This window comes from Aliiglaciecola sp., from assembly GCF_039982535.1.
Taxonomy (GTDB): domain Bacteria; phylum Pseudomonadota; class Gammaproteobacteria; order Enterobacterales; family Alteromonadaceae; genus Aliiglaciecola.
On record NZ_JBDWYG010000064.1, the window covers coordinates 15,224 to 37,819 of the forward strand.

20 protein-coding genes are annotated in these 22,596 nt (G+C 42.4%); 8 read left to right on the top strand and 12 right to left on the bottom strand.

What is annotated here, in order from left to right:
- Positions 1-77 precede the first annotated feature (77 nt).
- On the top strand, positions 78-383 hold the full coding sequence (locus ABJV04_RS17155; RefSeq protein ID WP_348492817.1) for a DUF6170 family protein: 306 nt from the start codon (positions 78-80) through the stop codon (positions 381-383).
- A gap of 1 nt (position 384) precedes the next feature.
- A complete protein-coding gene (galE, locus tag ABJV04_RS17160) occupies positions 385-1,401 on the top strand; it encodes a UDP-glucose 4-epimerase GalE (protein ID WP_348492818.1) in 1,017 nt (338 codons plus the stop codon).
- 1,079 nt (positions 1,402-2,480) lie between these two features.
- Here galE and ABJV04_RS17165 read toward each other — a convergent pair.
- The gene (locus tag ABJV04_RS17165; protein ID WP_303470701.1) at positions 2,481-2,687 is read right to left on the bottom strand and encodes a cold-shock protein; all 207 of its coding nucleotides are present in this window, start codon (positions 2,685-2,687) and stop codon (positions 2,481-2,483) included.
- Between the two features lie 634 nt (positions 2,688-3,321).
- On the opposite strand from ABJV04_RS17165, the gene pulA reads away from it, so the two are divergent.
- Both pulA and ABJV04_RS17175 read left to right on the top strand, forming a co-directional pair.
- Positions 3,322-6,147: a pullulanase-type alpha-1,6-glucosidase gene (gene pulA, locus ABJV04_RS17170; RefSeq protein ID WP_348492821.1), complete on the top strand. Its 2,826-nt coding sequence runs from the start codon at positions 3,322-3,324 to the stop codon at positions 6,145-6,147.
- Between the two features lie 31 nt (positions 6,148-6,178).
- The gene (locus ABJV04_RS17175) at positions 6,179-6,841 is read left to right on the top strand and encodes a DUF480 domain-containing protein (RefSeq protein ID WP_348492823.1); all 663 of its coding nucleotides are present in this window, start codon (positions 6,179-6,181) and stop codon (positions 6,839-6,841) included.
- Positions 6,842-7,099: 258 nt separating this feature from the next.
- Here ABJV04_RS17175 and ABJV04_RS17180 read toward each other — a convergent pair whose 3' ends face one another.
- The 3 genes from ABJV04_RS17180 to ABJV04_RS17190 form a co-directional block, all read right to left on the bottom strand.
- Positions 7,100-8,197, bottom strand: coding sequence for a glutathione S-transferase N-terminal domain-containing protein (locus tag ABJV04_RS17180; protein WP_348492825.1), 1,098 nt, complete (start codon positions 8,195-8,197; stop codon positions 7,100-7,102).
- 7 nt (positions 8,198-8,204) lie between these two features.
- Positions 8,205-9,230 carry an alpha/beta hydrolase gene (locus ABJV04_RS17185; RefSeq protein ID WP_348492827.1) on the bottom strand — a complete coding sequence of 342 codons (1,026 nt, stop codon included), beginning with the start codon at positions 9,228-9,230 and terminating at the stop codon, positions 8,205-8,207.
- A 528-nt stretch (positions 9,231-9,758) separates the two neighbouring features.
- Positions 9,759-10,508, bottom strand: coding sequence for a glutathione peroxidase (locus ABJV04_RS17190; RefSeq protein WP_348492829.1), 750 nt, complete (start codon positions 10,506-10,508; stop codon positions 9,759-9,761).
- Positions 10,509-10,958: 450 nt separating this feature from the next.
- Between ABJV04_RS17190 and asnB the strand changes: the two genes are divergently transcribed.
- Positions 10,959-12,626 carry an asparagine synthase B gene (gene asnB / locus ABJV04_RS17195; RefSeq protein WP_348492831.1) on the top strand — a complete coding sequence of 556 codons (1,668 nt, stop codon included), beginning with the start codon at positions 10,959-10,961 and terminating at the stop codon, positions 12,624-12,626.
- Between the two features lie 409 nt (positions 12,627-13,035).
- On the opposite strand, the gene ABJV04_RS17200 is transcribed toward asnB, so the two are convergent.
- Genes ABJV04_RS17200 through queE form a run of 3 tightly spaced genes read right to left on the bottom strand, consistent with a single transcriptional unit; the run spans position 13,036 to position 14,996 of the window.
- Entirely contained in the window at positions 13,036-13,878 is an 843-nt protein-coding gene (locus ABJV04_RS17200) for an amino acid ABC transporter substrate-binding protein (RefSeq protein WP_348492833.1), read from the bottom strand.
- 3 nt (positions 13,879-13,881) lie between these two features.
- Positions 13,882-14,298, bottom strand: a complete 417-nt coding sequence (locus ABJV04_RS17205; RefSeq protein ID WP_348492834.1) for a hypothetical protein — start codon at positions 14,296-14,298, stop codon at positions 13,882-13,884.
- A gap of 14 nt (positions 14,299-14,312) precedes the next feature.
- Positions 14,313-14,996: a 7-carboxy-7-deazaguanine synthase QueE gene (queE, locus tag ABJV04_RS17210; protein ID WP_348492835.1), complete on the bottom strand. Its 684-nt coding sequence runs from the start codon at positions 14,994-14,996 to the stop codon at positions 14,313-14,315.
- A 112-nt stretch (positions 14,997-15,108) separates the two neighbouring features.
- On the opposite strand from queE, the gene queC reads away from it, so the two are divergent.
- Genes queC through hemW form a run of 3 tightly spaced genes read left to right on the top strand, consistent with a single transcriptional unit; the run spans position 15,109 to position 17,536 of the window.
- Positions 15,109-15,765: a 7-cyano-7-deazaguanine synthase QueC gene (queC, locus tag ABJV04_RS17215; RefSeq protein ID WP_348492836.1), complete on the top strand. Its 657-nt coding sequence runs from the start codon at positions 15,109-15,111 to the stop codon at positions 15,763-15,765.
- 14 nt (positions 15,766-15,779) lie between these two features.
- Positions 15,780-16,400, top strand: a complete 621-nt coding sequence (locus ABJV04_RS17220; protein WP_348492837.1) for an XTP/dITP diphosphatase — start codon at positions 15,780-15,782, stop codon at positions 16,398-16,400.
- On the top strand, positions 16,397-17,536 hold the full coding sequence (hemW, locus tag ABJV04_RS17225; protein WP_348492838.1) for a radical SAM family heme chaperone HemW: 1,140 nt from the start codon (positions 16,397-16,399) through the stop codon (positions 17,534-17,536). The genes ABJV04_RS17220 and hemW overlap by 4 nt, the downstream gene beginning before the upstream one ends.
- 24 nt (positions 17,537-17,560) lie before the next feature.
- On the opposite strand, the gene ABJV04_RS17230 is transcribed toward hemW, so the two are convergent.
- The 5 genes from ABJV04_RS17230 to ABJV04_RS17250 all read right to left on the bottom strand — a co-directional run bounded on the left by ABJV04_RS17230 (position 17,561) and on the right by ABJV04_RS17250 (position 22,277).
- Complete coding sequence (locus tag ABJV04_RS17230; RefSeq protein ID WP_348492839.1) at positions 17,561-18,349, bottom strand: DUF2884 family protein; 789 nt, start codon at positions 18,347-18,349, stop codon at positions 17,561-17,563.
- Positions 18,350-18,438: 89 nt separating this feature from the next.
- Positions 18,439-18,945 carry a DUF1566 domain-containing protein gene (locus ABJV04_RS17235; RefSeq protein WP_348492840.1) on the bottom strand — a complete coding sequence of 169 codons (507 nt, stop codon included), beginning with the start codon at positions 18,943-18,945 and terminating at the stop codon, positions 18,439-18,441.
- A 1-nt stretch (position 18,946) separates the two neighbouring features.
- A complete protein-coding gene (locus ABJV04_RS17240; RefSeq protein ID WP_348492842.1) occupies positions 18,947-20,653 on the bottom strand; it encodes a DUF1566 domain-containing protein in 1,707 nt (568 codons plus the stop codon).
- 143 nt (positions 20,654-20,796) lie between these two features.
- Positions 20,797-21,279 carry a PAS domain-containing protein gene (locus ABJV04_RS17245; protein ID WP_348492843.1) on the bottom strand — a complete coding sequence of 161 codons (483 nt, stop codon included), beginning with the start codon at positions 21,277-21,279 and terminating at the stop codon, positions 20,797-20,799.
- Positions 21,280-21,281: 2 nt separating this feature from the next.
- Positions 21,282-22,277, bottom strand: a complete 996-nt coding sequence (locus ABJV04_RS17250; RefSeq protein ID WP_348492844.1) for a response regulator — start codon at positions 22,275-22,277, stop codon at positions 21,282-21,284.
- Between the last annotated feature and the right edge of the window lie 319 nt (positions 22,278-22,596).

Consider the following 22,596-nt stretch of genomic DNA (forward strand, 5'->3'; position numbering starts at 1 on the left):
ATTATTTCGGGGCTTTTTTGATCCAAATTGTTTGTATAATGCCTGTCATATCATTTACAGATCTCAAGGTAGTTCTTTTGAAATTTTATTTTTCAACCCGTCAAATTCCACAATTAAGAAATTTAAGCATTGACGAACGTTTCATCAGAATACGTGCTGCTGAAAATAAACTGACTGCGCCGGAAAAGCTGCTATTGAATGTAATTAAATTACTGATTATGGTGCCTGTATTCGTCTTTGTATTACGGACATTTCAAGATTGGTCATCATTATTATGGGCTGGATTGATAATTTTAGCTTACCCGCTGATTTTGAAACCCTTTCAATACAGTTTATGTGCGAAATATTTAAAACAACCTGAAGACACACATACAAAGGAATAATATGTCTACAATTCTCGTTACAGGCGGTGCTGGTTATATCGGCAGCCACACAGTTTTACAATTATTGGAAAATGGTGATCAGGTCGTTGTGCTTGATAATTTGTGCAACTCCTCTCCTGAATCCCTTAAAAGAGTATGTGAATTAACAGGGAAAGAAATTGCTTTTGTAGAAGGGGATATTCAAGATTCAAATATTCTCGATAAAGTATTCAGCGAAAATACTATCGATTCGGTTATCCACTTTGCAGGCTTAAAAGCGGTGGGTGAGTCCGTTGAAAAACCACTACTTTATTATCGAAATAATGTGTACGGCACGTTGAATTTGTGTGAAGCCATGGCCAAACATAATGTCAAAAATATTGTGTTTAGCTCCTCTGCCACAGTTTATGGTGACCCAACTACCCTGCCGCTACATGAAAAGTTGCCAACTGGACAGCCAACTAATCCCTATGGTCAATCTAAACTAATGGTTGAATTGGTATTGCAGGATTTGTTTAAGTCAGATAACAGTTGGAATATAGCAATTTTGCGGTATTTTAATCCTGCAGGAGCACATCCTTCTGGTCGAATCGGCGAAGATCCCAATGGTATTCCCAATAACTTAATGCCTTTCATCACCCAAGTGGCAACCAAAAAGCGCGAAGCCTTGTCAGTGTTTGGTGATGATTACGACACCCCAGATGGCACAGGTGTGCGGGACTATATTCATGTGGAAGATTTAGCCAATGGTCATTTAAAAGCCTTGGAAAAACTTTCTCAAAATGTAGGGCTAGTCACCTATAACCTAGGAACAGGCCAAGGTTACAGTGTGTTAGATATGGTCAAAGAGTTCGAAAAACAAAGCGGCCAATCAATTCCCTATAACATAGTTCCAAGACGCAGCGGCGACGTAGCAGCCTGTTACGCCGATCCAAAGTTGGCGAAACAAGAGTTAAACTGGAGCGCCCAAAAAGGACTAGCCGAAATGTGTCGCGACTCATGGAACTGGCAATCCAACAACCCCAACGGTTTTAAATAGCTTTTTCTAACATTCTCGGGGCTGAAAAACGCCCCTGTAGCATGGCCTTTAGGCCATGGGATTAAAATGCTATCTCGGGGCTAAAGCCACCGACTACAAATTCGCCTGTGGCATGGCCTTTAGGCCATGGGATTAAAATGTTATCTCGAGGCTGAAAAGCGCCCCTGTAGGACGGGATTCATCCCGTGGGAATGTTCGCATTCCGTTTCGGGGCTAAAGCCTCCGACTACAGGTGCCTCTGTAGGACGGGATTCATCCCGTGGGAATGTTCGTATTCCGTTTCGGGGCTAAAGCCACCGACTACAGGTTCGCCTGTAGCATGGCCTTTAGGCCATGGGATTAAAATGCTATCTCGAGGCCGAAAACGCCCCTGTAGGACGGGATTTATCCCGTGGAAATGTTCGCATTCCGTTTCGGGGCTAAAGCCACCGACTACAGGTTCGCCTGTGGCATGGCCTTTAGACCGTGGGATTAATACGCTATCTCGAGGCTGAAAACGCCCTGTAGGACGGGATTCATCCCGTGGAAATGTTCGTATACCGTTTCGGGGCTAAAGCCACCGACTACAGGTTCGCCTGTGGCATGGCCTTTAGGCCATGGGATTAAAATGCTATCTCGGGGCCGAAAACGCCCCTGTAGGGCGGGATTTATCCCGTGGGAATGTTCGTATTGCGTTTCGGGGCTAAAGCCACCGGCTACAGATTCGCCTGTAGCATGGCCTTTAGGCCATGGGATTAAAATGTTATCTCGAGGCCGAAAACGCCCCTGTAGGACGGGATTTATCCCGTGGGAATGTTCGTATTCCGTTTCGGGGCTAAAGCCGCCGACTACAAATTCGCATGTAGCATGGCCTTTAGGCCATGGAATTAATACGCTATCTCCGAGCTGAAAAACGCCCCTGTAGGACGGGATTCATCCCGTGGAAATGTTCGTATTGCGTTTCGGGGCTAAAGCCACCGACTACAAATTCGCCTGTAGCATGGCCTTTAGGCCATGGGGCTCATCAAACCAACATTCCCCCCTAAAACTAAAAACGTCAGCTTAAGCTGACGTTTTTCTTACCGACTAAAAGTGCTGTTTTAAACAGTCACGTTTGCCGCTTGTGGGCCTTTTTGGCCTTGCTCGATATCGAAAGTCACTTGTTGACCTTCGTCTAGCGTTTTATAACCGTCGCTAGCGATAGCACGAAAATGTACAAACACATCAGATCCGCCATTATCTGGAGTGATAAAGCCGAAACCTTTTTCTGCGTTGAACCATTTAACAATTCCAGTAGATTTGGACATAGTCTTTTCCTAATTTTTGTCAATAAATAGCGCATGCACGCTTGTTTAGCTGTGTAGAACGATGGAAATAAGGCATGTTACTAACAGAAATTATTCAAAACGAACTGGTAAAACAGATGTAAAAATATTCTTAAGTAAAATGTAATTCACGTTTATGTTACACGCTGATTATTAGGTTAACAGATAATTTTAAGGTATGCATAAAATTCATCTTTTATACGACTAAAAGCTTATAAAATCAGCTCGTTAACCTAACCGTCGTATACAGCTTAATGAACAATGCTACTGACTGATTATGACTTTAACATGACACCAAAACCAATTCTTTTCTGGTGACTATTTTGCCCTCAATCATCTTATCTAAAAGCCTTTTTAACTCGCTTCTAAGCTCTCTAACTATTTATTTGCAAACAACATACGTATGTAGTTCGCACCTTAGCAGATGAACTTATAGACTAAGCCATTGGTGGGGGAAAAGCCTTAAGCGGAATGAATAACCTTTAGCGCAATAGAGAGCCCTTAGCGGGTTAGGAAACCCTTAGCCAAAATATATTAAGCAAACGAACCTAATGCGCTCAAAACGACAACTCGTTTACCCGCGCACTTTAGCGTAGAGAGTATTACAGGATTTAATATGAAACCTAACTTTTACACTTGCATCTTGAGCCTTATCGTCGTGGTCCTATTGACGGCTTGCAAATCAACACAAAACAATTCCTCGTTAGCGTCCCCTATAAAGCTGCATTATGAAACCAGCTCAATACAGCCAGATTTTGCAGCCCATTGGGTTCGTTCCGATTTGATTTTAGTGGCCAATGACTACACAGATCCCGCTTTGGTTTTTTCAAAAAATGGCCATATCGATGACAGAAATCTCGCCGATACTCTGTACCACATAACAGCCATCAAGACGCCAAATTGGGTTTCATCATCCTACCCACATTTACGTCACTTTTATGCCTACAAAGTGGATATTCCAGAAGCTGAAATAAAAGCTCTATTAAAACAACAAATGGCGGTAGTCAATATTGATAACCGAAAGACTTCCGATGGAATTAATATTAGCGGATTATCCTATGTACAAAACGCCAAGTTGCTCGACTCTTTATACACAACTAAACCAAACGATGGTGATGAAATTGATAATTTAGGTGCGCAGATATTAGCAGACACAACTCGCTTTACCCTTTGGGCGCCGACTGCACTGGATGTCAAAGTGCACCTCTTTGACAAACATAAAAACCCATTGGAAAGTAGCATAGTCTCTCTCAGCGAAGACCCTAACACCGGGGCTTGGACTGGCGTAACCCGTGATGCCCCACAAGGCACCTTTTACCGTTATCACGTTCAGGTGTATCACCCTCAATCCAAACAGATTGAAATATTGCAGGTTACCGACCCCTACTCTCTAAGTTTATCTACCAACAGCTTATACTCTCAAGTGGTTGATCTGGCATCCTCACAAACTCAGCCACAAAACTGGCTCCAGCACACCATTCCCGAGGTGGATTCGCCAGAAAGTTTGGTTTTATACGAAACCCATATCCGTGATTTTAGTGCCTCTGATAATAGTTTATCTGACCCTGCTTATGCAGGTAAATATGCAGCCTTTAGCGAAAATAACAGCGACTCAATCTTACATTTGAAAGCCCTGAAAAAAGCAGGATTAAACACGATTCATCTATTGCCCACCTATGACTTAAGTACGGTAGAAGAAATGCCTGGCAAGGCGATTTCTATGCAGGACACATTGGATAAAGTCTGTTCTATAGCCAACAAGGCGGATATTTGCCAGACTCAATTTGATCCTCAGCAAAGCCTAGCTTCACTGCTAAGTAGTTATGATCCCTTATCCGCAGATGCTCAAAACCTAGTGCAGCAGATCCGCAGTAAAGATGCTTATAATTGGGGATATGATCCCTATCATTATACGGTGCCAGAGGGCAGCTATGCGTTAACCCCGGAAGGCATAGCTCGACTGGTTGAATTTCGGCAAATGGTCATGAGCCAGCACCAGTTAGGGTTTCGCGTCATAATGGATGTAGTCTATAACCATACTTTCGCAGCCGGGCTAGCAGAAAAATCGGTACTCGACAAAATCGTCCCCAATTATTATCACCGCTTAGATCCTATTTCTGGGGCGATTGAACAATCTACCTGTTGTGAAAATTCCGCCACGGAAAACGCTATGATGGCTAAATTGATGACAGACTCTCTGGTCATGTGGGCGCAACATTATAAAATCGATGGTTTTCGCTTTGATCTCATGGGACACCAACCTAAACAGGCCATGTTGCAAGCCAGAGAAGCGGTTAGAGCCGTTGATGCCGATACCTATTTTTATGGTGAAGGCTGGAATTTTGGCGAGGTCGCCAACAATGCTCAGTTCACCCAAGCTAGTCAAATGGAAATGGCGGGCACGGAAATTGGCACCTTTACCGACAGATTAAGAGATGCCGTTCGAGGTGGTTCGTCATTTTTGTCAGGAAGTGATATTCGCAAAGGTCAGGGACTCGGCAATGGCCTAATGGTGTTTCCCAACGAGCTTCAAAGCCAACTCGATGCACAGGCATTGCATGAGGAATACCAGCTTTCCATGGATCAAGCCCGTATAGGCTTAGCAGCAAATTTAGCTAAATTCCCTCTACAAAATGCCAAGGGAGAAGATGTACTTGGTGCCCATATAGATTATGGCGGCGCGCCTAGCGGTTATGCCTTAGATCCAGCAGATACGATTAATTATGTGTCGAAACACGATAACCAAACCCTATGGGACAACAATCAATATCGCATCAATCACCAAGCGACCACTCATGAACGGGTGCGGATGCAGTTAATCTCTCTAGCCTATCCATTAATGGCGCAAGGCATACCTTTTATTCATATGGGCAGTGAATTATTACGCTCCAAATCATTTTTGCGGGACAGTTATGATTTTGGTGACTGGTTTAATAAAGTCGACTTTGGGAAAAATGCCAATAATTACAACGTTGGTTTACCCCCTGCCGAAAAAGACCAAAGTAATTGGCAGTTAATCACCGAAACCATTACCCGAAACCAAGGTAGAGATCTCGCTTCACCAGAGGACATTGAGTTTTCGTCTCAAGTCTTTATGGACTTTCTTAAAGTACGTACCTCTACCAAGCTATTCAGTCTGCAAACGGCTGATGAAGTGATTCAACAAGTTAAGTTTCTAAACACAGGCCCCAACCAGCAAAAAGGTGTCATAGTGATGTCAATTAGCTCGGCAAACTCAGAAACTATTGACTCTAATTTCAAACAGGTCATAGTTATTTTCAATCACAATCCCCATACCATAGGTTATAGCATGGCGCAGGCGCAGCAATTTAATTTACACCCTGTCCAACAAGCTGGCAGTGACCCCATCGTCAAAGCAGCTACAACCGATGAATTTGGTTTTCATGTGCCAGGATTGACAGTCGCAGTATTCGTTCGATAAAGCTTTCGAATAAGAAATAGAAGGAAATAAGATGTTAGTGCAATTAACCCCACTTCAGTGCCGCGTGATTGGAGTACTACTGGAAAAAGAAGTCACCACACCTGATCAATATCCCCTTTCAATTAATGCTTTAACCTTGGGTTGCAACCAGAAAAGTAATCGTGACCCAGTGATGAACTTAACTGAAACTGAGGTTCAGCAGGCCCTTGATGAGCTTAGGGAACTTAAACAGGTCAACGAGCACAGTGGTTTTGGTAGCCGAGTGGTAAAGTATCAACATCGTTTTTGCAATACTGAATTTGGCGATTTAAAACTGAGTCGACAGCAATTCGCCATTGTTTGTGTTCTGCTTTTGCGCGGCCCTCAAACCCCAGGAGAATTACGAAGTCGCACCAATCGCCTTGCCGAATTTAAAAATGTAGACGAAGTGGAAGAGAACCTCGAATACATGAAAACCCTCAATGGTGAATGTTTAGTCACTAAGCTGCCAAGAGAGCCCGGCAAACGAGAATCAAGATACATGCATATGTTTTCTGGCGAACCAGATATCAGTGAGTTTGAATCTGCGCAAGAAAGCACCCCATCATCTTCTGTTCCGCAAACCTCGTTGTCACAGAAAGTGGATATGCTAGAAAAAGAACTGGCCGAATTAAAAGAGCAGTTCAATCAATTCAAACAAGAACTAGGCATGTAGTCGGTGGCTTTAGCCCCGAGAAATTGGTTTGGGTGAATCCATGGCCTAAAGACCATGCTACAGCCCCGATTAATTGATTTGGACCGCCCCCATGGCCTGAAGGCCATGCTACAGAGATCCGTTGGAAAATATCCATTGTAGTCGGTGGCTTGAGCCCCGAAAAAAGAAAGGTAAAAATCACCTGTAGTCGGTGGCTTTAGCCCCGAGAGGTTGATTTGGGTGAATCCATGGCCTGAAGGCCATGCTAAAGGGGCTCTTTTATGCTACGACCAATTTATTGTTTATTCGCTGTAACCGCTTGGGCATGGGTAAAGATTCCACTTGCAGGCCAAAGGATGTCTGTAAAAATGTATCAACCTTAACCTTTTCGTCGGTATCAAAGCCATCGTACAAATCAATCACTCTTTGCAACTTCCATTGGTGGAACGGCATAATCGCCCGCTTATCGGTAACCCCGCCAATGCTAAATTCATGGAAACCGATACTCCGTGGAATTTTGTCAACTGTGGGATTATCCATAATCCACTCTTGTATTTTCTCAACACTTTGCATTAATACTGGCCAAAACTCTTTAAAAATTCTAGTTAACAACGGCATCAATGTCTCTGGAATTTTGTCATCTTCCACCCAATTTCCAACACTTTTAGGAGTATTTCGCAGCCGTTCAATCCATTTAGCCACATAAGGTGCTTTTTCACGAATAATAGCTCCAGGGGCAGGATCCCGATAAAGGTGAGCGTAAAGGGGGCCGAATAATCCAAAATCGCCGGCACAAGCTCTGCCACCTAATAAATAATTGTGGATAGAAAAGTGTTTATTTAGTTCAGGTAAAACATGGTTTTCAAACCAATCTTCAATAGCCGGAATGGTTTTTTCGGTAATGCCGAGAATAGGAACAAACCCATTAAACCTACTGGCTAACTTTTTACCTAGAAAAGCTCGCACGAAAGCCGGCATATTAGGCGCAGCCACTTTGCCGAATTCTTCGTAAATAAAGGGAAAGTTATCTTTGTTCCAACGATAGTGCATTGCTGGAATGACTAACCATTCATCTCCCCACAGTTGAAATATTTCCGACACCAACTGCTGTTTAGGTGAAGTGGGATAGATACTCGATTCAACAAAGCGTTTTTCTAAATCGTCGATGATCTGCACGGTATCTTGAATAAATTCCCCCTCAGGCGTTTCAACAACGGGGATGAATCGAACCCCAGTTTTCGGTTCAATTATGGTTTTATAAACCTTCACCGACGAAAACACTTCTCGAAACGGGATATTTTTATAGGTTAAATAAGCACGAGCTTTCCCAGTGTAAAGTGACACTGGCGCACCATACAAAGTAAACATATCAGACATAAATGTACTACTTATTGTTATTGAAAAAACCAATTAATGCCGCGATCATTTCAGCATGTTGCGGATTTGCTTTGGGTACTTTGCAAGCCTCAGACGCATCCACTTCAGACGCATCGTATTGCATATCAATTAATTGCGAGTCACTTACCACTAGATCTGCATGACAAACCTCAAAAGCGCTATCAATAAAGAAGGTTTCACTGGGACCGGCATTTTGCTTTACAAAACTTTTCACGCCTCGAATGGGGGTGGTGGAATCAGCTTCCGAATGAACCGAAAAAATAGGTAGGTTCAGTTCACTCCCGTCTGCTAATTTATCTCTTACATCAAAAATGATGTCAGTTAACATAAACGCAGAATGCCGAGACACTTCAGGATATTTATACGGATTGGGCCCCTGGGTTTCATAGCTCCAATCAAGAAGCTTTGCCAAACTCTTAATCCCCCAAATCCCTGCCATACTCTCCACGGACTCATCTAGAGCGAGGGCACCGGAAAATAAAAGTAATCCTTTTTGCTGATTCGGATGAGTTAATACATGTTGCGCTGAAAGCGCTCCACCAGTAGAGAACCCACCAATATATACATTAGGGCTCAAGCTGTGAGCGTAAGTCATAACTTCGTTCACATGGGCAGTCCAACGTTTTGCTAAATTACCATCCTCCATATCATCATCGGCATCTAATTTACCGTGTCCGGGCAACAAAGGCACAATAACGGTATATCCAAGTTGATGCAGGACAGGAGCAATAGATTGGAAAAAGAAAGGAGAATCGCTTAGGCCATGGAATAACACCACAGTTGTTTCTGTAGGTTGCTGATGATGATACACATAGGCAGCATTTCCCTCATTTTTAAGTACTGGTGAACAGACGGTATAAACGGATGCTTTGGTACTTTGACAATCTGACGTCTCGCCCAACTCAGTGGTATAAAAAGTTTGGAATGGCATTAGCCAATCAGGCGTTTTAGCTTGGGTTATTTGAATGAAACTTAAGGACATTCCAAAAACAAATAAGGATAATTTTGACATAAAAAAGGCCATAAAAACGGTAATTAAAATACTATAAACAGGCCTGACCAGCATTGCTACGTTTTTTTAACATTATCCCCATGGCTACACAAATACCTGTAGTCGGCGGCTTTAGCCCCGAGATTGGTGGAGCCATGGCCTAAAGGCGAATCTGTAGTCGGCGGCTTTAGCCCCGAGATAGAAGGACCCATGGCCTAAAGACCACGCTACAGGCAAACCTGTAGTCGGCGGCTTTAGCCCCGAGATTGGAGGAGCTATGGCCTAAAGGCCATGCTACAGGTGAATCTGTAGTCGGTGGCTTCAGCCCCGAGGGTTAGGTTTCGGTGAACCCGTGGCCTGAAGACCATGCTACAGGCGAATCTGTAGTCGGTGACTTTAGCCCCGAGGAATAGGTTTCGGTGAACCCATGGCCTGAAGACCATGCTACAGCCCCGAGAATTACGTTTGCACAGGCCATGGATATAAATTCGAGGCATAAAAAAACGGGCCTAAGCCCGTTTCTAAAAATATAAACTTAATCTTTAACGATTATGCTTTGAAATACGCTTCCAAATCGTCGCTGCCGCCGATTAGTTTTCCGCCGATAAAGACTTGTGGCACTGTATCGTTACCAGTGATAGCTTTAAGTGATGTTAGGCTAGCACCTGCTCCCATAACAATCTCTTCGTAAGAATAACCTTTGTCATTTAACAATGCTTTTGCTTTCACACAGAAAGGGCAGCCTGGTTTTGTGAAGATGCTTACAGCTTCTGGTTTAGCCGCTCCTGGAGCAATATACTCAAGCATGGTGTCTGCGTCAGAAACTTCAAACGGGTCGCCTGGTAGATCTGGTTCGATAAACATTTTATCAACCACGCCGTCTTTTACCAGCATGGAATAACGCCAGCTACGCTTACCGAATCCAAGGTCATTTTTATCCACTAACAACCCCATGCCATCAGTGAATTCACCGTTTCCGTCTGGGATTAGTGTCACGTTATCACTCTCTTGATCTGCTGCCCATGCGTTCATTACAAAGGTATCGTTCACCGACATACAAACAATATCGTCTACGCCGTTTTCTTTGAATGTTTTAGCCAACTCGTTATATCGTGGCAAGTGGGTTGATGAACAGGTTGGTGTAAATGCACCAGGTAAGGAGAAAACGACAACAGTTTTTCCAGAAAAAAGTTCGTCACTAGTTACATTAACCCACTCATCATTTTGGCGAGTGCGGAAAGTGACTGAAGGCACTGTTTGGCCTGATTTGTCTTCAAAGTTAGGATTTGCTTGTGTCATGTAAATCTCCAATTAAATATATAGTTTCGGCTAGTTGGGATAATAGTACATCGCATTTATGTTTATGAATAATGATTATAATCAATCATGCTAATCTAAAAAATAGATTAAAAGAATTTACCAACGTTATACTCTGTAAAAAGATACGCAATTTGTTAGTTTGCAATACTAGTAGATAATTCAGTAGTTTTGTTACGCTCAAGTTACATATGGGTGTTATTTCCATCGAATTCAATGAATTTATTGTAAATTAACGGCTTAATTAAAATAATTGAAAATAAATTACATATTATCCTTGCAATTTTTGCTCATACTGGCAAATTCACCCGTTGGAAAAGGATATACGTCATAAAAATCTGAGCTGTTCGAAAAAGTTATTTCCTTTATCAGCCTCATTCTTGCGATACTTTTCCCTTACCTTAAACTTGGATATAAGAGAGATAAACCTTTATGTGTGGAATATTCGGCATTCTGGACATCAAAACTGATGTATCAGAACTTAGGACGCAAGCGTTAGAGCTTTCCAAATTGCTACGCCATCGTGGCCCTGACTGGTCAGGTATTTGGAATAATAATAACGCAATCTTGAGTCACGAACGCTTAGCGATCGTAGACGTGGATACTGGAGCGCAACCTTTAATTAGCCGCAATAATAATCACGTTCTGGCTGTCAATGGTGAAATCTATAACCACAAAGCGTTAGAAAAAGATCTTGCGCAACCTTATGACTTTAAAACAAAGTCTGACTGTGAAGTGATTCTTCCTTTGTATCAACAAAAAGGCATCGAATTCATAGACGAACTGCAAGGCATGTTCGCTTTCATTTTATATGATGAAGAGCAAGATGCTTATTTAATCGCCCGTGACCATATTGGCATCATCCCTCTATATACTGGCTTTGATGAACATGGAAACTTCTATGTTGCTTCAGAAATGAAAGCTTTGGTCCCAGTATGTAAAACAGTTTCAGAATTTCCTCCTGGGCATTATCTGTGGAGTAAAACTGGCGAGTTGAAAAAATACTATCAACGGGATTGGATGTCTTATGATGCAGTGAAAGACAACACGACTAACTTAGACGACTTAAAAACCGCCTTTGAAAAATCAGTGAAGTCTCACATGATGTCAGACGTACCTTACGCGGTATTATTATCAGGTGGTTTGGATTCATCGTTGGTATCAGCGATTGCAGCTAAATACGTCGCCAAGCGAATTGAAGACGAAGATAAGTCAGACGCATGGTGGCCTCGCCTGCATTCATTTGCAGTAGGTCTTGAAGGCGCACCAGATTTAGTGGCAGCTAAAAAAGTAGCTGACATGATTGGTACAGTGCATCACGAGATCCACTTCACGATTCAAGAAGGTATTGATGCCATTCGTGATGTTATTTACTACCTTGAAACCTACGATACCACGACCATCCGTGCAGCTACGCCAATGTACCTTATGAGTCGTAAAATCAAGGCTATGGGTATTAAAATGGTACTCTCTGGTGAAGGTGCAGATGAGATATTTGGTGGTTACTTATATTTCCACAAAGCTCCAAATGCAAAAGAGTTCCACGAAGAGACAGTGCGTAAGTTAGACCGTTTGCATATGTTTGATTGTGCTAGAGCAAACAAAGCAACGGCAGCTTGGGGCGTTGAAGCTCGTGTTCCGTTCTTAGATAAAGAGTTCCTAGATGTAGCGATGCGTCTTAACCCTCAAGATAAAATGTGTCTTGATGGCAAAATGGAAAAATGGATCCTTCGTAAAGCTTTTGATAACAATGAGTACTTACCTGCTGAAGTGTTGTGGCGTCAAAAAGAACAATTCGGTGACGGTGTTGGTTATTCTTGGATCGATTCAATTAAAGACTATGTTGATAACGAAGTAACAGATCAGCAACTTGCTACCGCTGAGTTCCGTTTTCCTCACAATACACCTGATACCAAAGAAGGTTATTTCTACCGCACGATTTTTGAAGGTTATTTCCCTCAAGAAAGTGCTGCGAATTGTGTACCAGGCGGTAAATCCATCGCTTGTAGTACAGTAGAAGCCTTAGAGTGGGATGAAAGCTTTAAGAATATGGCCGATCCCTCAGGACGTTCAGTGATTAGTGTTCACGGAAAATCCTAAGCATAGATCACACATTAAATTGAAAATGGGGCTTTTATAGCCTCATTTTTTTGCCCAAAATCCCCCTGTAGTCGGGTGCTTTAGCCCCGAGAAAACGTGGGTTCCCCATGGCCTGAAGACCATGCTACGAGGCTCGAGATTGGTTTGGGTACCTCCATGGCCTAAAGGCCATGCTACAAAGGTTGGGATTTGCCATCTGTAGTCGGGTGCTTTAGCCCCGAGAAAACATGGGTTTCGCCATGGCCTAAAGGCCATGCTACAGAGGTTAGTTTTACCACCTGTAGTCGGTGGCTTTAGCCCCGAGAGGGATTAGCCCCGAGATAGGTGATTTACCCCATGGCCTATCGAGATTGGTGATTTGAACCCATGGCCTAAAGGCCATGCTACAGGGTGATGGGGTGTTTGTTGGTTAATACCATAATTCTTTGCGGTCGATGGGCATTTCGGGGGCGATTAATGGATTGTCGATTTGAAAAAAGAATCGTTTGTCCATATTAGAACGTTCAAAAATATCCTTAAACTCTTCTTCGAATAATTTATCAAACTCTCCGCTTGCTATGGCTTTTTCTAACCCATTTTCCAATAATTTGGCTAAAGTACGGTTACTTTTATTAACGAAAAAGTACATTGCGGCTGGGTATTTAACGCCCAAAGTCGGTTCAACCGCAATAGATTCATCGATAAACCCCCCATCGTACTCTTTCCACACTTCAATAATTGAACGTGGCACAAAGTCACCTTGATTATTTGCTAGCATGGTAAATATATTTGAATAGTTTTTGGAGGTAACCACATCGAAGCCATTGGATTGCAATATTTTCGTATCTGGCCAATCAAAACCTTGAATAGGTTTAAAATTAAGTAAGCTCTCCATGGTATCGATGTTCTTAAACTTAGCGAGTTGGTTTTGTTTCACTAAAAATACTCGCCAACCAATTAAACCTTTATAAATAGGGATTCGAATCGGCAGCAATCGACTTTCTCGATCCGTGTCTGTCATGCTCCAAACCACATTTACAGATCTATTCTCAGCTAATTGTTTCAACGACTTTTCTTGCAACATAACCACGCTAGCAGGCTTTAAGTCGTAGTTAACCCCTGTTTGTTCTAAAGCTAATGCTAACAGTTTGACCGGATACTCTTGCCGACGATCATCATCGGACATGGGGCGAGGATAGGTAATCTCCCATGTTGCCCCTGTGGCAAAATGGCAAAAGAATGGCAAGATTATTAATCCAAGTATCTGTTTCATTACTTAATTCCAGTGTCGTTTCATCATCTGATTAAACTGTTTATCTTCATCATCTACTACGATGATGATTATCTTAAACAAGTTCAGGTCATCTATTTGTAAGGTATATGAACAATAGCAATTAAACACATCTTTTCCATTTTGATCGCACAAGGTCCAACGGACTTTCACGAAAATAACACTTTCAGATAGCCGCATTGACTGCACAACTTTAGGAATATATTTAACGATCCCTCCCGCTTTAAGGCTATTGAGCATGTCGCTATTAATTGCATTGATATCTTTTTGTGAATGACAAATTATTTTGTTTTCATCGGTCACTACGACTAAGGTTTTTCCAGAAAACTTAGCCATTTCATCAATTAAACCTAGGTTTAGAGATTCAGAATAGTCATCAAAAAACTTCTCGATTTTTTCCAAGTGCAAATACTCCGTTACTCAATGCCAATAAATTTGTGGGTTTGTAGAGACAGTCGCCAATTTTTAGCAATACAGGTTTTTACCGCTAGTTCAGTGGCTCTTTTCTGCTGACTTATTGGTTGTAAATAGACTAATGGCGCAGGTGTTTGCTTAGCCCATACTAATAAGTCTTCCAATTCTTCAATGTGTTTTTCCATAGCGATAGGATGCTTAATTTCATTCGCACGCAATATCGCATCTTCACGCACTGCAAATCCGCCTTTCATATCCACCTTAGGAGAAACGGTAACCCAAGTCTTTGGGCTAACTTTTATTTCAAAGGTTCCACTGGTTTCAACCGAAACCGAATAACCATGAGCAAATAGCGCCTCACATAATGGGCGCAAATCGTACATACAAGGCTCTCCGCCGGTTAATATGACATTTTTAGCCTGATAGTTTTGCTCTTCGAACAGTTCCAACAGCTGCTCAATTGAGGTTGAAAACCAGTTTTCAGACTCAGTTGATTCTGCCATTACCTGATCAGCATTTACTTGAAACTGCGGATCTAAAGTCCAAGTGTGTTTGGTATCGCACCAAGCACAACCAACCGGACATCCTTGCAATCGAACAAATATGGAGGGTACACCTGTTAATGCCCCCTCACCTTGGATCGACTCAAACACTTCGTTAATTTTATATTTTATAGGAGTTTGCAAATAGACTTCCTCTAGCACTTTGACTCGCTTAACGGCATAATTCGCCTTTTCCGGGTTGCAGTCAAAGATTTGTTACTGCATTAAAACAACAGATTATAGAGAAGCAAGGCAAATGTCACAAAAGGTAGTGGTAATTTTTTCAGGTGGGATGGATTCTTTCACTGTACTTAACAAAGTATTGCGCGAAGGATATGAAGTCTATGCATTGTCTTTCGACTATGGCCAACGCCACAACAAAGAGCTGACGTATGCCGCAAATGTTTGTAACGAGCTAAATGTAGCGCATAAAATCGTCGATATATCGGCAATTAACCAATTAATTGGTGGTTCTTCATTAACCTCTGATATTGATGTGCCCGAAGGTCATTACGAACAAGAAAGCATGAAGACCACGGTTGTTCCCAACCGCAACATGATTTTATTGTCCATGGCTGTGGGTTACGCGGTTTCACTAGAAGCGAATAAAGTATTTTATGGCGCTCATTCTGGTGACCACGCCATCTACCCCGATTGTCGGCCTGAATTTGTGCACAGAATGAATGACGTTTGTGCCATAGCCAATTACGAAGCGGTTGAAATAGCCTGTCCTTATTTAGATGTAAGCAAAACTGATATTCTGACAGATGGTTTAAAGATGGGCTTGGATTACAATAAAACCTGGACCTGTTACAACGGTCGTGAAAAAGCCTGTGGAAAATGTGGTGCCTGTCAGGAACGCCTTGAAGCTTTTGCAGAAAATAATGCAACCGATCCCCTCGCCTACGAATAAAATGAGTAACAAAGATGTCGACTGAAAAACAAAAAATTGTATTAGCAACAGGCAATAAAGGGAAAGTCAGGGAGTTCGAGAGGCTACTAGAAAACTTTCCCTACGAAGTGGTGCCGCAAAGTGAGTTTGACCTTCCCGAAGCGGATGAAACAGGTACCACCTTTGTGGAAAATGCCATTATCAAAGCACGTCATGCTGCAAAGTTGACTGGACTACCTGCCATCGCGGATGACTCAGGCTTAGCTGTAGAGGCCCTTGGTGGTGCACCAGGAGTATATTCCTCTCGTTATGCTGGCGTGGATGCGACCGATCAACAAAATGTCGACAAGTTACTATCGGCATTAGAAAACGTAGCAGACGAGCATCGCAGCGCCCGTTTTTTATGTGTCATTGTCTTTATGCAATCGGCAGAGGATCCTACGCCTATTATTTGCCAAGGCGAATGGCATGGACATATAAGTGACGTCCGTCGAGGTGAAAAAGGGTTTGGTTATGATCCGGTATTTTGGGTGTCTTCACAAAATCAAACAGCCGCTCAGTTACCTGCGGAAGTCAAGAATCGACTCAGTCATCGTGGTAAAGCAATGGCCAAACTATTGGCAAGCTTGTCAGACAAAATTGGACTAATGGATTGATCGCCCCACCGCTATCCCTCTATATTCACATACCTTGGTGTGTTCAGAAGTGTCCATACTGTGATTTTAATTCCCATGGCATGAAGCAATCCATACCAGAAAAGGAATATGTTCAGCACCTACTCGCAGATCTTGAAGCTGATGCACAACAAGTAAAAGGTCGGACTGTAAACACCATATTTATTGGTGGAGGCACCCCAAGTTTACTTAGCGCAGAAGCACTGAATACGCTGTTAGTGGGTGTCTCACAACGGGTTCATTTAGCGCCAGATGCCGAAATCACCTTAGAAGCTAATCCTGGAACAGTAGAGAGCCAAAAGTTCAGTGACTTTAGCCAAGCAGGCATCAATCGTATCTCCATCGGGGTTCAAAGTTTTCAACCTGAAAAGCTCATTGCCTTAGGACGTATTCACGATGACTCTCAAGCCCTAAATGCGGCGCAGTTTGCCAGAAATGCTGGTTTAAATAGTTTTAACCTAGACTTAATGCACGGATTACCTAATCAATCCATTGAGGATGCCTTGAGTGACCTGCAAATTGCCATTGAACAACGTCCACCGCACTTATCTTGGTATCAACTAACCATTGAACCTAACACTCAATTTCATTCCAAGCCGCCTACTCTGCCCGATGACGATATTCTGTGGGACATTCAAGAGCAAGGACAAGTTTTACTTGATGCTGCTGGTTACAAACAATATGAAATCAGTGCTTACAGCTTGCCTGAGCAACAATGTCAGCACAATCTCAATTACTGGCGCTTTGGTGATTATTTAGGAATTGGTTGTGGGGCTCATAGTAAAGTTAGTAATCCTATTACTGGCAAGATAACTCGCACAGAGAAAGTCAAACATCCCCGCGGCTATATGGATTTAAGCAAAGATTATCGATTTCAAACTTGGCAAGTGCCCACTGAAGATTTGCCCTTCGAGTATTTCATGAATCGTTTACGTTTGCTTGAAGCCTGTCCAAAACAGGAATATGAAATGTTTACTGGACAGCCACTCAGTGCAGCTTTAAAACAAAACTTGCAGATTGCGGTACAAAAGGGATTAATCAGTGAGACACAAAACGAGTGGCAGTTAACCTTTCTAGGAAAGCGTTACCTCAACACGTTATTAGAAACCTTAGTGTAAATCAGGGAGCGAGCTCAATGGCTTTTAGTCTGACATTTTGGTTTTGGAGGTGATGATCACATTGATGTCTTTTAGCTCTGGTACATTTTTCCGTAAGCTTTCTTCTATTTGATCTAAGTGATTCATTTTTTTACAAAACCAATGGGCTTTTTTACGTAAATATTGCGCTTTTGAGCCCACTTGTCTTTCTAGTTCTTGGCCCATAGCTTCAATGCGTTGAGACAAGTCATCGACTTTTTGTTCGGTTTCTTCACCGCCGCCATCACTTAATCCACCGATTGCAGACAAAACGCCACCTAAGGAAGTGTTAAATGCTTTTTCCAGTTGTTCTTCTATTTCCTGATCAACCAAATCATTTACATTTTCTAAGCGTCCTGGGCCGATGTAAAAGTTTTCATTGGCTTGAATAAACTTTTCTTTAATTCGATCTTGTACCCGTTGCAATGACGATTGGACTTTCTCGTAATTTGTATTATCCGCGCCAACAAGTCCTTGGTATACATGCTCAACCGTTTCCACGGCAAGTTGAACCCCTTCAGTGGCCAAAATAATCATTTTCGGTACTACATAATGTATACCTGTTGAGAAGTCTTCGAGTTCAGCTTGTTGTTTCGACGCCAAAGGCACTACTTCGCCCAACACAATGAGTTGATTGGTATCGTTGATTTGATAAATGGTGCGGCTGTGATCATCCACAACACGGATCTGGCGTTCATTCACAACCACTCCGTATTTGAGATCAATGTCACATTTGAGATCCGCAAAACTCGTCAGCGGATACATCAAACAAATTGTAAACAGCAAAGCTCGCATTCATACACACCTAAAATAACTTGAGGGTATTGTGTACCGAATCTTGCTGGAAAAAAAGTAGTGAATAGACAAGCCGGATAAAATATAAGTTAATCGGCAGTGCGCACCAATCTGACGAACACAAACAGGTCCTTTTGTTTAATCGAGTTACTACTATTAAAAAATGCCACAACCCAAGCCCTTTGGGGATCAGTTAGTGAAGGAGTCGAGCTCCAATAATCATCAGAAGGCGTATTCGGAAAGCGTGTTTCATTAATGGCCGGTCGCACACACTGTCTTTCAGTCAAGCTAGCGAGTTCTTTGACATTAGGCAGTCGCCATCCATCTAAGCTGGCAAATTCGTAACCGTGGGCTTGCTGTAAGGCTTGTTGCCAAGTCAACGCATCGGCATCACCTGTGCAACTACCATTTTCCCAGGTTTGTCCTAAACTGCACTGCATCCACATTAAATCGTGATCTGTGTCGGTAACCGTACCGTCACCATTGTCGACAAATTGAACTTCTGAAGCTGTTGTGGGTGCATCAGATAAACAGGTTTGTGCACTTGCAATACCCGTTAAAAGCGACATAGCACAAGCTAAAAGAGTGAATTTCATATTAACGTCCTCCGCGTACTAAGCGCACTTTACCTAAGGTAGATTTGTTTAAAAAGTTGTCGTTACCAGTGGAAAAATCAATGGCCCAAGCGGTTTGTGATGCATCGTCTGAAACTCCGTCAGCACTGGGTTGGCTTGTCCAATACCAGAGGGGAGAGGTAACAAAATCGTCGGTGTAAGGAAAGTAATTCACATCAATTTTAGTGCCTGTGACATTGCCATAATGAACCAATGACAACAACTCGTTGTGGGTAGGTAAACGCCAGTCATAGAAGTTACACAACCCAGCTTGATTGACCGCAGCTACAAATAATTCAGTGTCGCATTGCTCATTGTCACAGGTTAAACCTAGGCTACCTTCTGCCCCTTCGTAACCGCCATTTAGCTCTTCTTGATACCAGCTAAATAAGTGCTCAGCACCGTGTAATTCACTATCGTCAGTTTTGACTTCCCACACCAAACCCGTTGTATTATCACGCACACAACTCCAATCTGGGCTGGTCTCGTCTTGTTCATCACCGATGGCATCTAACTTAGTAAAGTCGAATCCCTGCTCACCGCGCCCGGCTTTTTCTAATAACCCGTTTTCGCTAATGATATCTTGTCCTCGTTGACCATCTTGACCTGGATAATCAGGCTGATGCTGGGTACCATTTTGAGTCAGCGAAGCTTGTAAAGTCACGCCCGTATCATTCAGGTTACTAATTGGCAGAGGTTTTATCCGTACGTTGATGCTGTCCTCTACTTCATTACCATAACTATCGGTCACCGTTAACGTAAAGGTGATCAGTTCAGTTTCCGTGACTAACGGAGCAATGGCATAGGTTTGTTCTGCACTGCGATTATTAATATCAGGCAATAATTCTGAATCATTTAACCAGTCATACTCCAACGGAAGACCTTCAGGAATGCTAGTGCTAGCTTCACCAGTGAGCAATATTATTTCACCGGAATAAACCTGATGATCAACCCCGGCATCGACTATCGGCTGAGTTTCACTAGCACTTAATACGTTAAGAGTAATTGTGGCCGTATCTTGGGCCCCTTCTTGATCTGTAACTGTCAGCTCAAAACTCAATGAACTGGCATCATCTAAAATGGGCGTAACAAAAGCGATGCTATCGCCATCCAAACTGACATTATCTAACACGTCGGTTCCGGCAGTTTGTTGCCATCGCCATGCCGCTATTGGGTCAAGGCTGTCCGCAGGATCAATATCACTGCTAGTACTACCATCTAAGGCAACCTCAATACCAGCAGGGTAACTGCCAGATATCACAGGGCTAGTCACTTCAATCAAAGCACTAGGGGCTTCATTTACTGGATTGATTTGATATTCAACCGTATCAGAACCTTGGTTTCCATTTTCATCGGTTACTACCAATGTCAGCACATAAGTGAGGGTTTCAGTAGCGCTGGGAGCTACGAATGTTGCTTCAGGAGAATTTACATCTTCTTGGGTAATGGTTAAGGCGGGAGAAGCGCTCCAACTATAGGTTAAAGTGTCGGTAGTGCCTTGTGCAGTAGCACTCAGTACCACGGTACTTTCTTCGTTGACACTTTTACTTGCGCCAGCATTGACTAATACATCTGGAGTAGGTTGATCAGTGTCACTATCTAAAGAGCTTCCCGAACACCCCACCATCATCATAGTAAAAATGCTAATGGCTAGGACTTTGTAATATCTAAGAAATAAAGTGTAATTCAAGAAAAACCCCATAATTGATAGATCACTGTTAGTGGAACGGCAAATAAATGTTTGCTTCATTATCAGAGTTTAGCAATTACTATACCAAGGAAATTCAAACGAATTTAAATCAGGACGATTTCAAACCAAGACAGACAAGGAAGTTAGGGTTTAAACTTTTCTTCCAACGCGTGCAGCTTCACTTGCAACGTCTCAAAACTCTTTTTATTTTCTGCCACATCAGTGACATCATAAATCATCATACATATAGTATTGACCTGACCAGTAGCACTTGCTAGTGGTGATATGGTGATATTTTGGTACATAAAATCTTCACTGCCTGTGATAGGACGGTAGTTTGGAAATCGAAATAAAAAGGGACGTTGCTCCCATGTCATAAATGCTCGTGTACCTAATTCGAACACCGGTCGGGTTTTACGACGAAACCATTGGGAATTGATGTCGGGGAATAGCTCAAACAAGCTTTTATTCTGCACTTGAGTAGGTAACAAGCCACTGTGGCTTTCCATGAAACCATTCCACACTTTCACCACAAAATCTTTGTTTAATACCACTATCCCGACGTCAACGGTTTGCACCATATCCATCATCCAATGGAATTCAGCCATTTCGTGATTTTGCGACATGCTCAATCCTCCAATAAGTGTGAAAGTTTATAATTCATCACTTGCATAGATTCTTCGGTAAATAACAACACTAAATCACATTGCACATTGTAACCTTCTAACCCGTAACTAAGCTCGATTGCTAAGGTTTTGCGCCATTTCGCTTTATTGTTTGAAATAAGTTCCGACACGCTTCGATGTTGCCCTAAAACGATGGGGTGTCCTTGACTGAAGTTTAAATCGAGCTGATTGGCAAACCCTCGTAGACAGGTTCCAATTAAAATATTCGCTGCATCCATTAATAATTCAAGTTGTACCTGATCGTCGACTTCCTCAGTTATATCCATTATTTTAGCGACATCTCCAAAGCTAGAGTCACTCAATATGAACAATGCTTCCCCGGATACACCAGCCCCTAAAAACCCTTGGCATATACCTGAAACAGTTTCTTTATCTTCAATATCTTGCAGCATCATGTGTAGTTCAGATACTTCGATAAGATTGACGTTAGGTATTGGCAATTTGACAAATACGTTTAGCATTCGCGCAAGGTGGTCTCCCGCCTGCCCCATGGCGATGTTCGTTATCTCTTGATAACAATCTCGAATCTCAGCAGATAAATCAGAGTTGAGAATTTGCTTTTCAGAAACCTCTTCGCCTATAAACTGATGTTTAACTAAAACACTATGGATAAAATCAGGAGTGACTGGTTTTTCGATAAAGTCAATTGCACCCAAAGCTTTTACTCTCTCGTGAGCGGTAGGCTGTACATCACCCGTAATCACTATAACTTTGGAGCTAAGTTGCTTTTTGTGGATCATTTTGAGGGTGTCGTAACCATCCATTACTGGCATGTTTAAATCCAGAAACATGAGCTGCCCTTTCCCCTCTTCTATTGCAGCAATAGCCTCTTTACCATGTTTAGCAAAATGGACTGCAACCTGCCAGTTTTGAGGAAGGCATTTAGCAACTTGTTTACGTGCGACCATAGAGTCGTCACATATCAACACTGAAAACATATTGGTCAATATTCTCTATTTAACAATGAAAAGACTTTACGGAAGATTAAAGTAACACAGCAAGGGTAAATTTTTTCAACAAAAAAGTAGCAAATTCATTCGTTTATCAGATAGCCTATGTTAATAAATAGCAGTGTTTGAAAATAACACCAATTAATAGTCGCCTTTATTATCAATTTCCCTGTAAACCAGAACGGTGAAAAAGGAAAAGCCCAGACAAGAACAAATGGGGAGGGGGTGTGTTTAGATAAATGAATAGGCAAAAAAAGAGGCTGCGTTTTGCAACGAACAGCCTCTATTTATCCAGGAATTAATACAT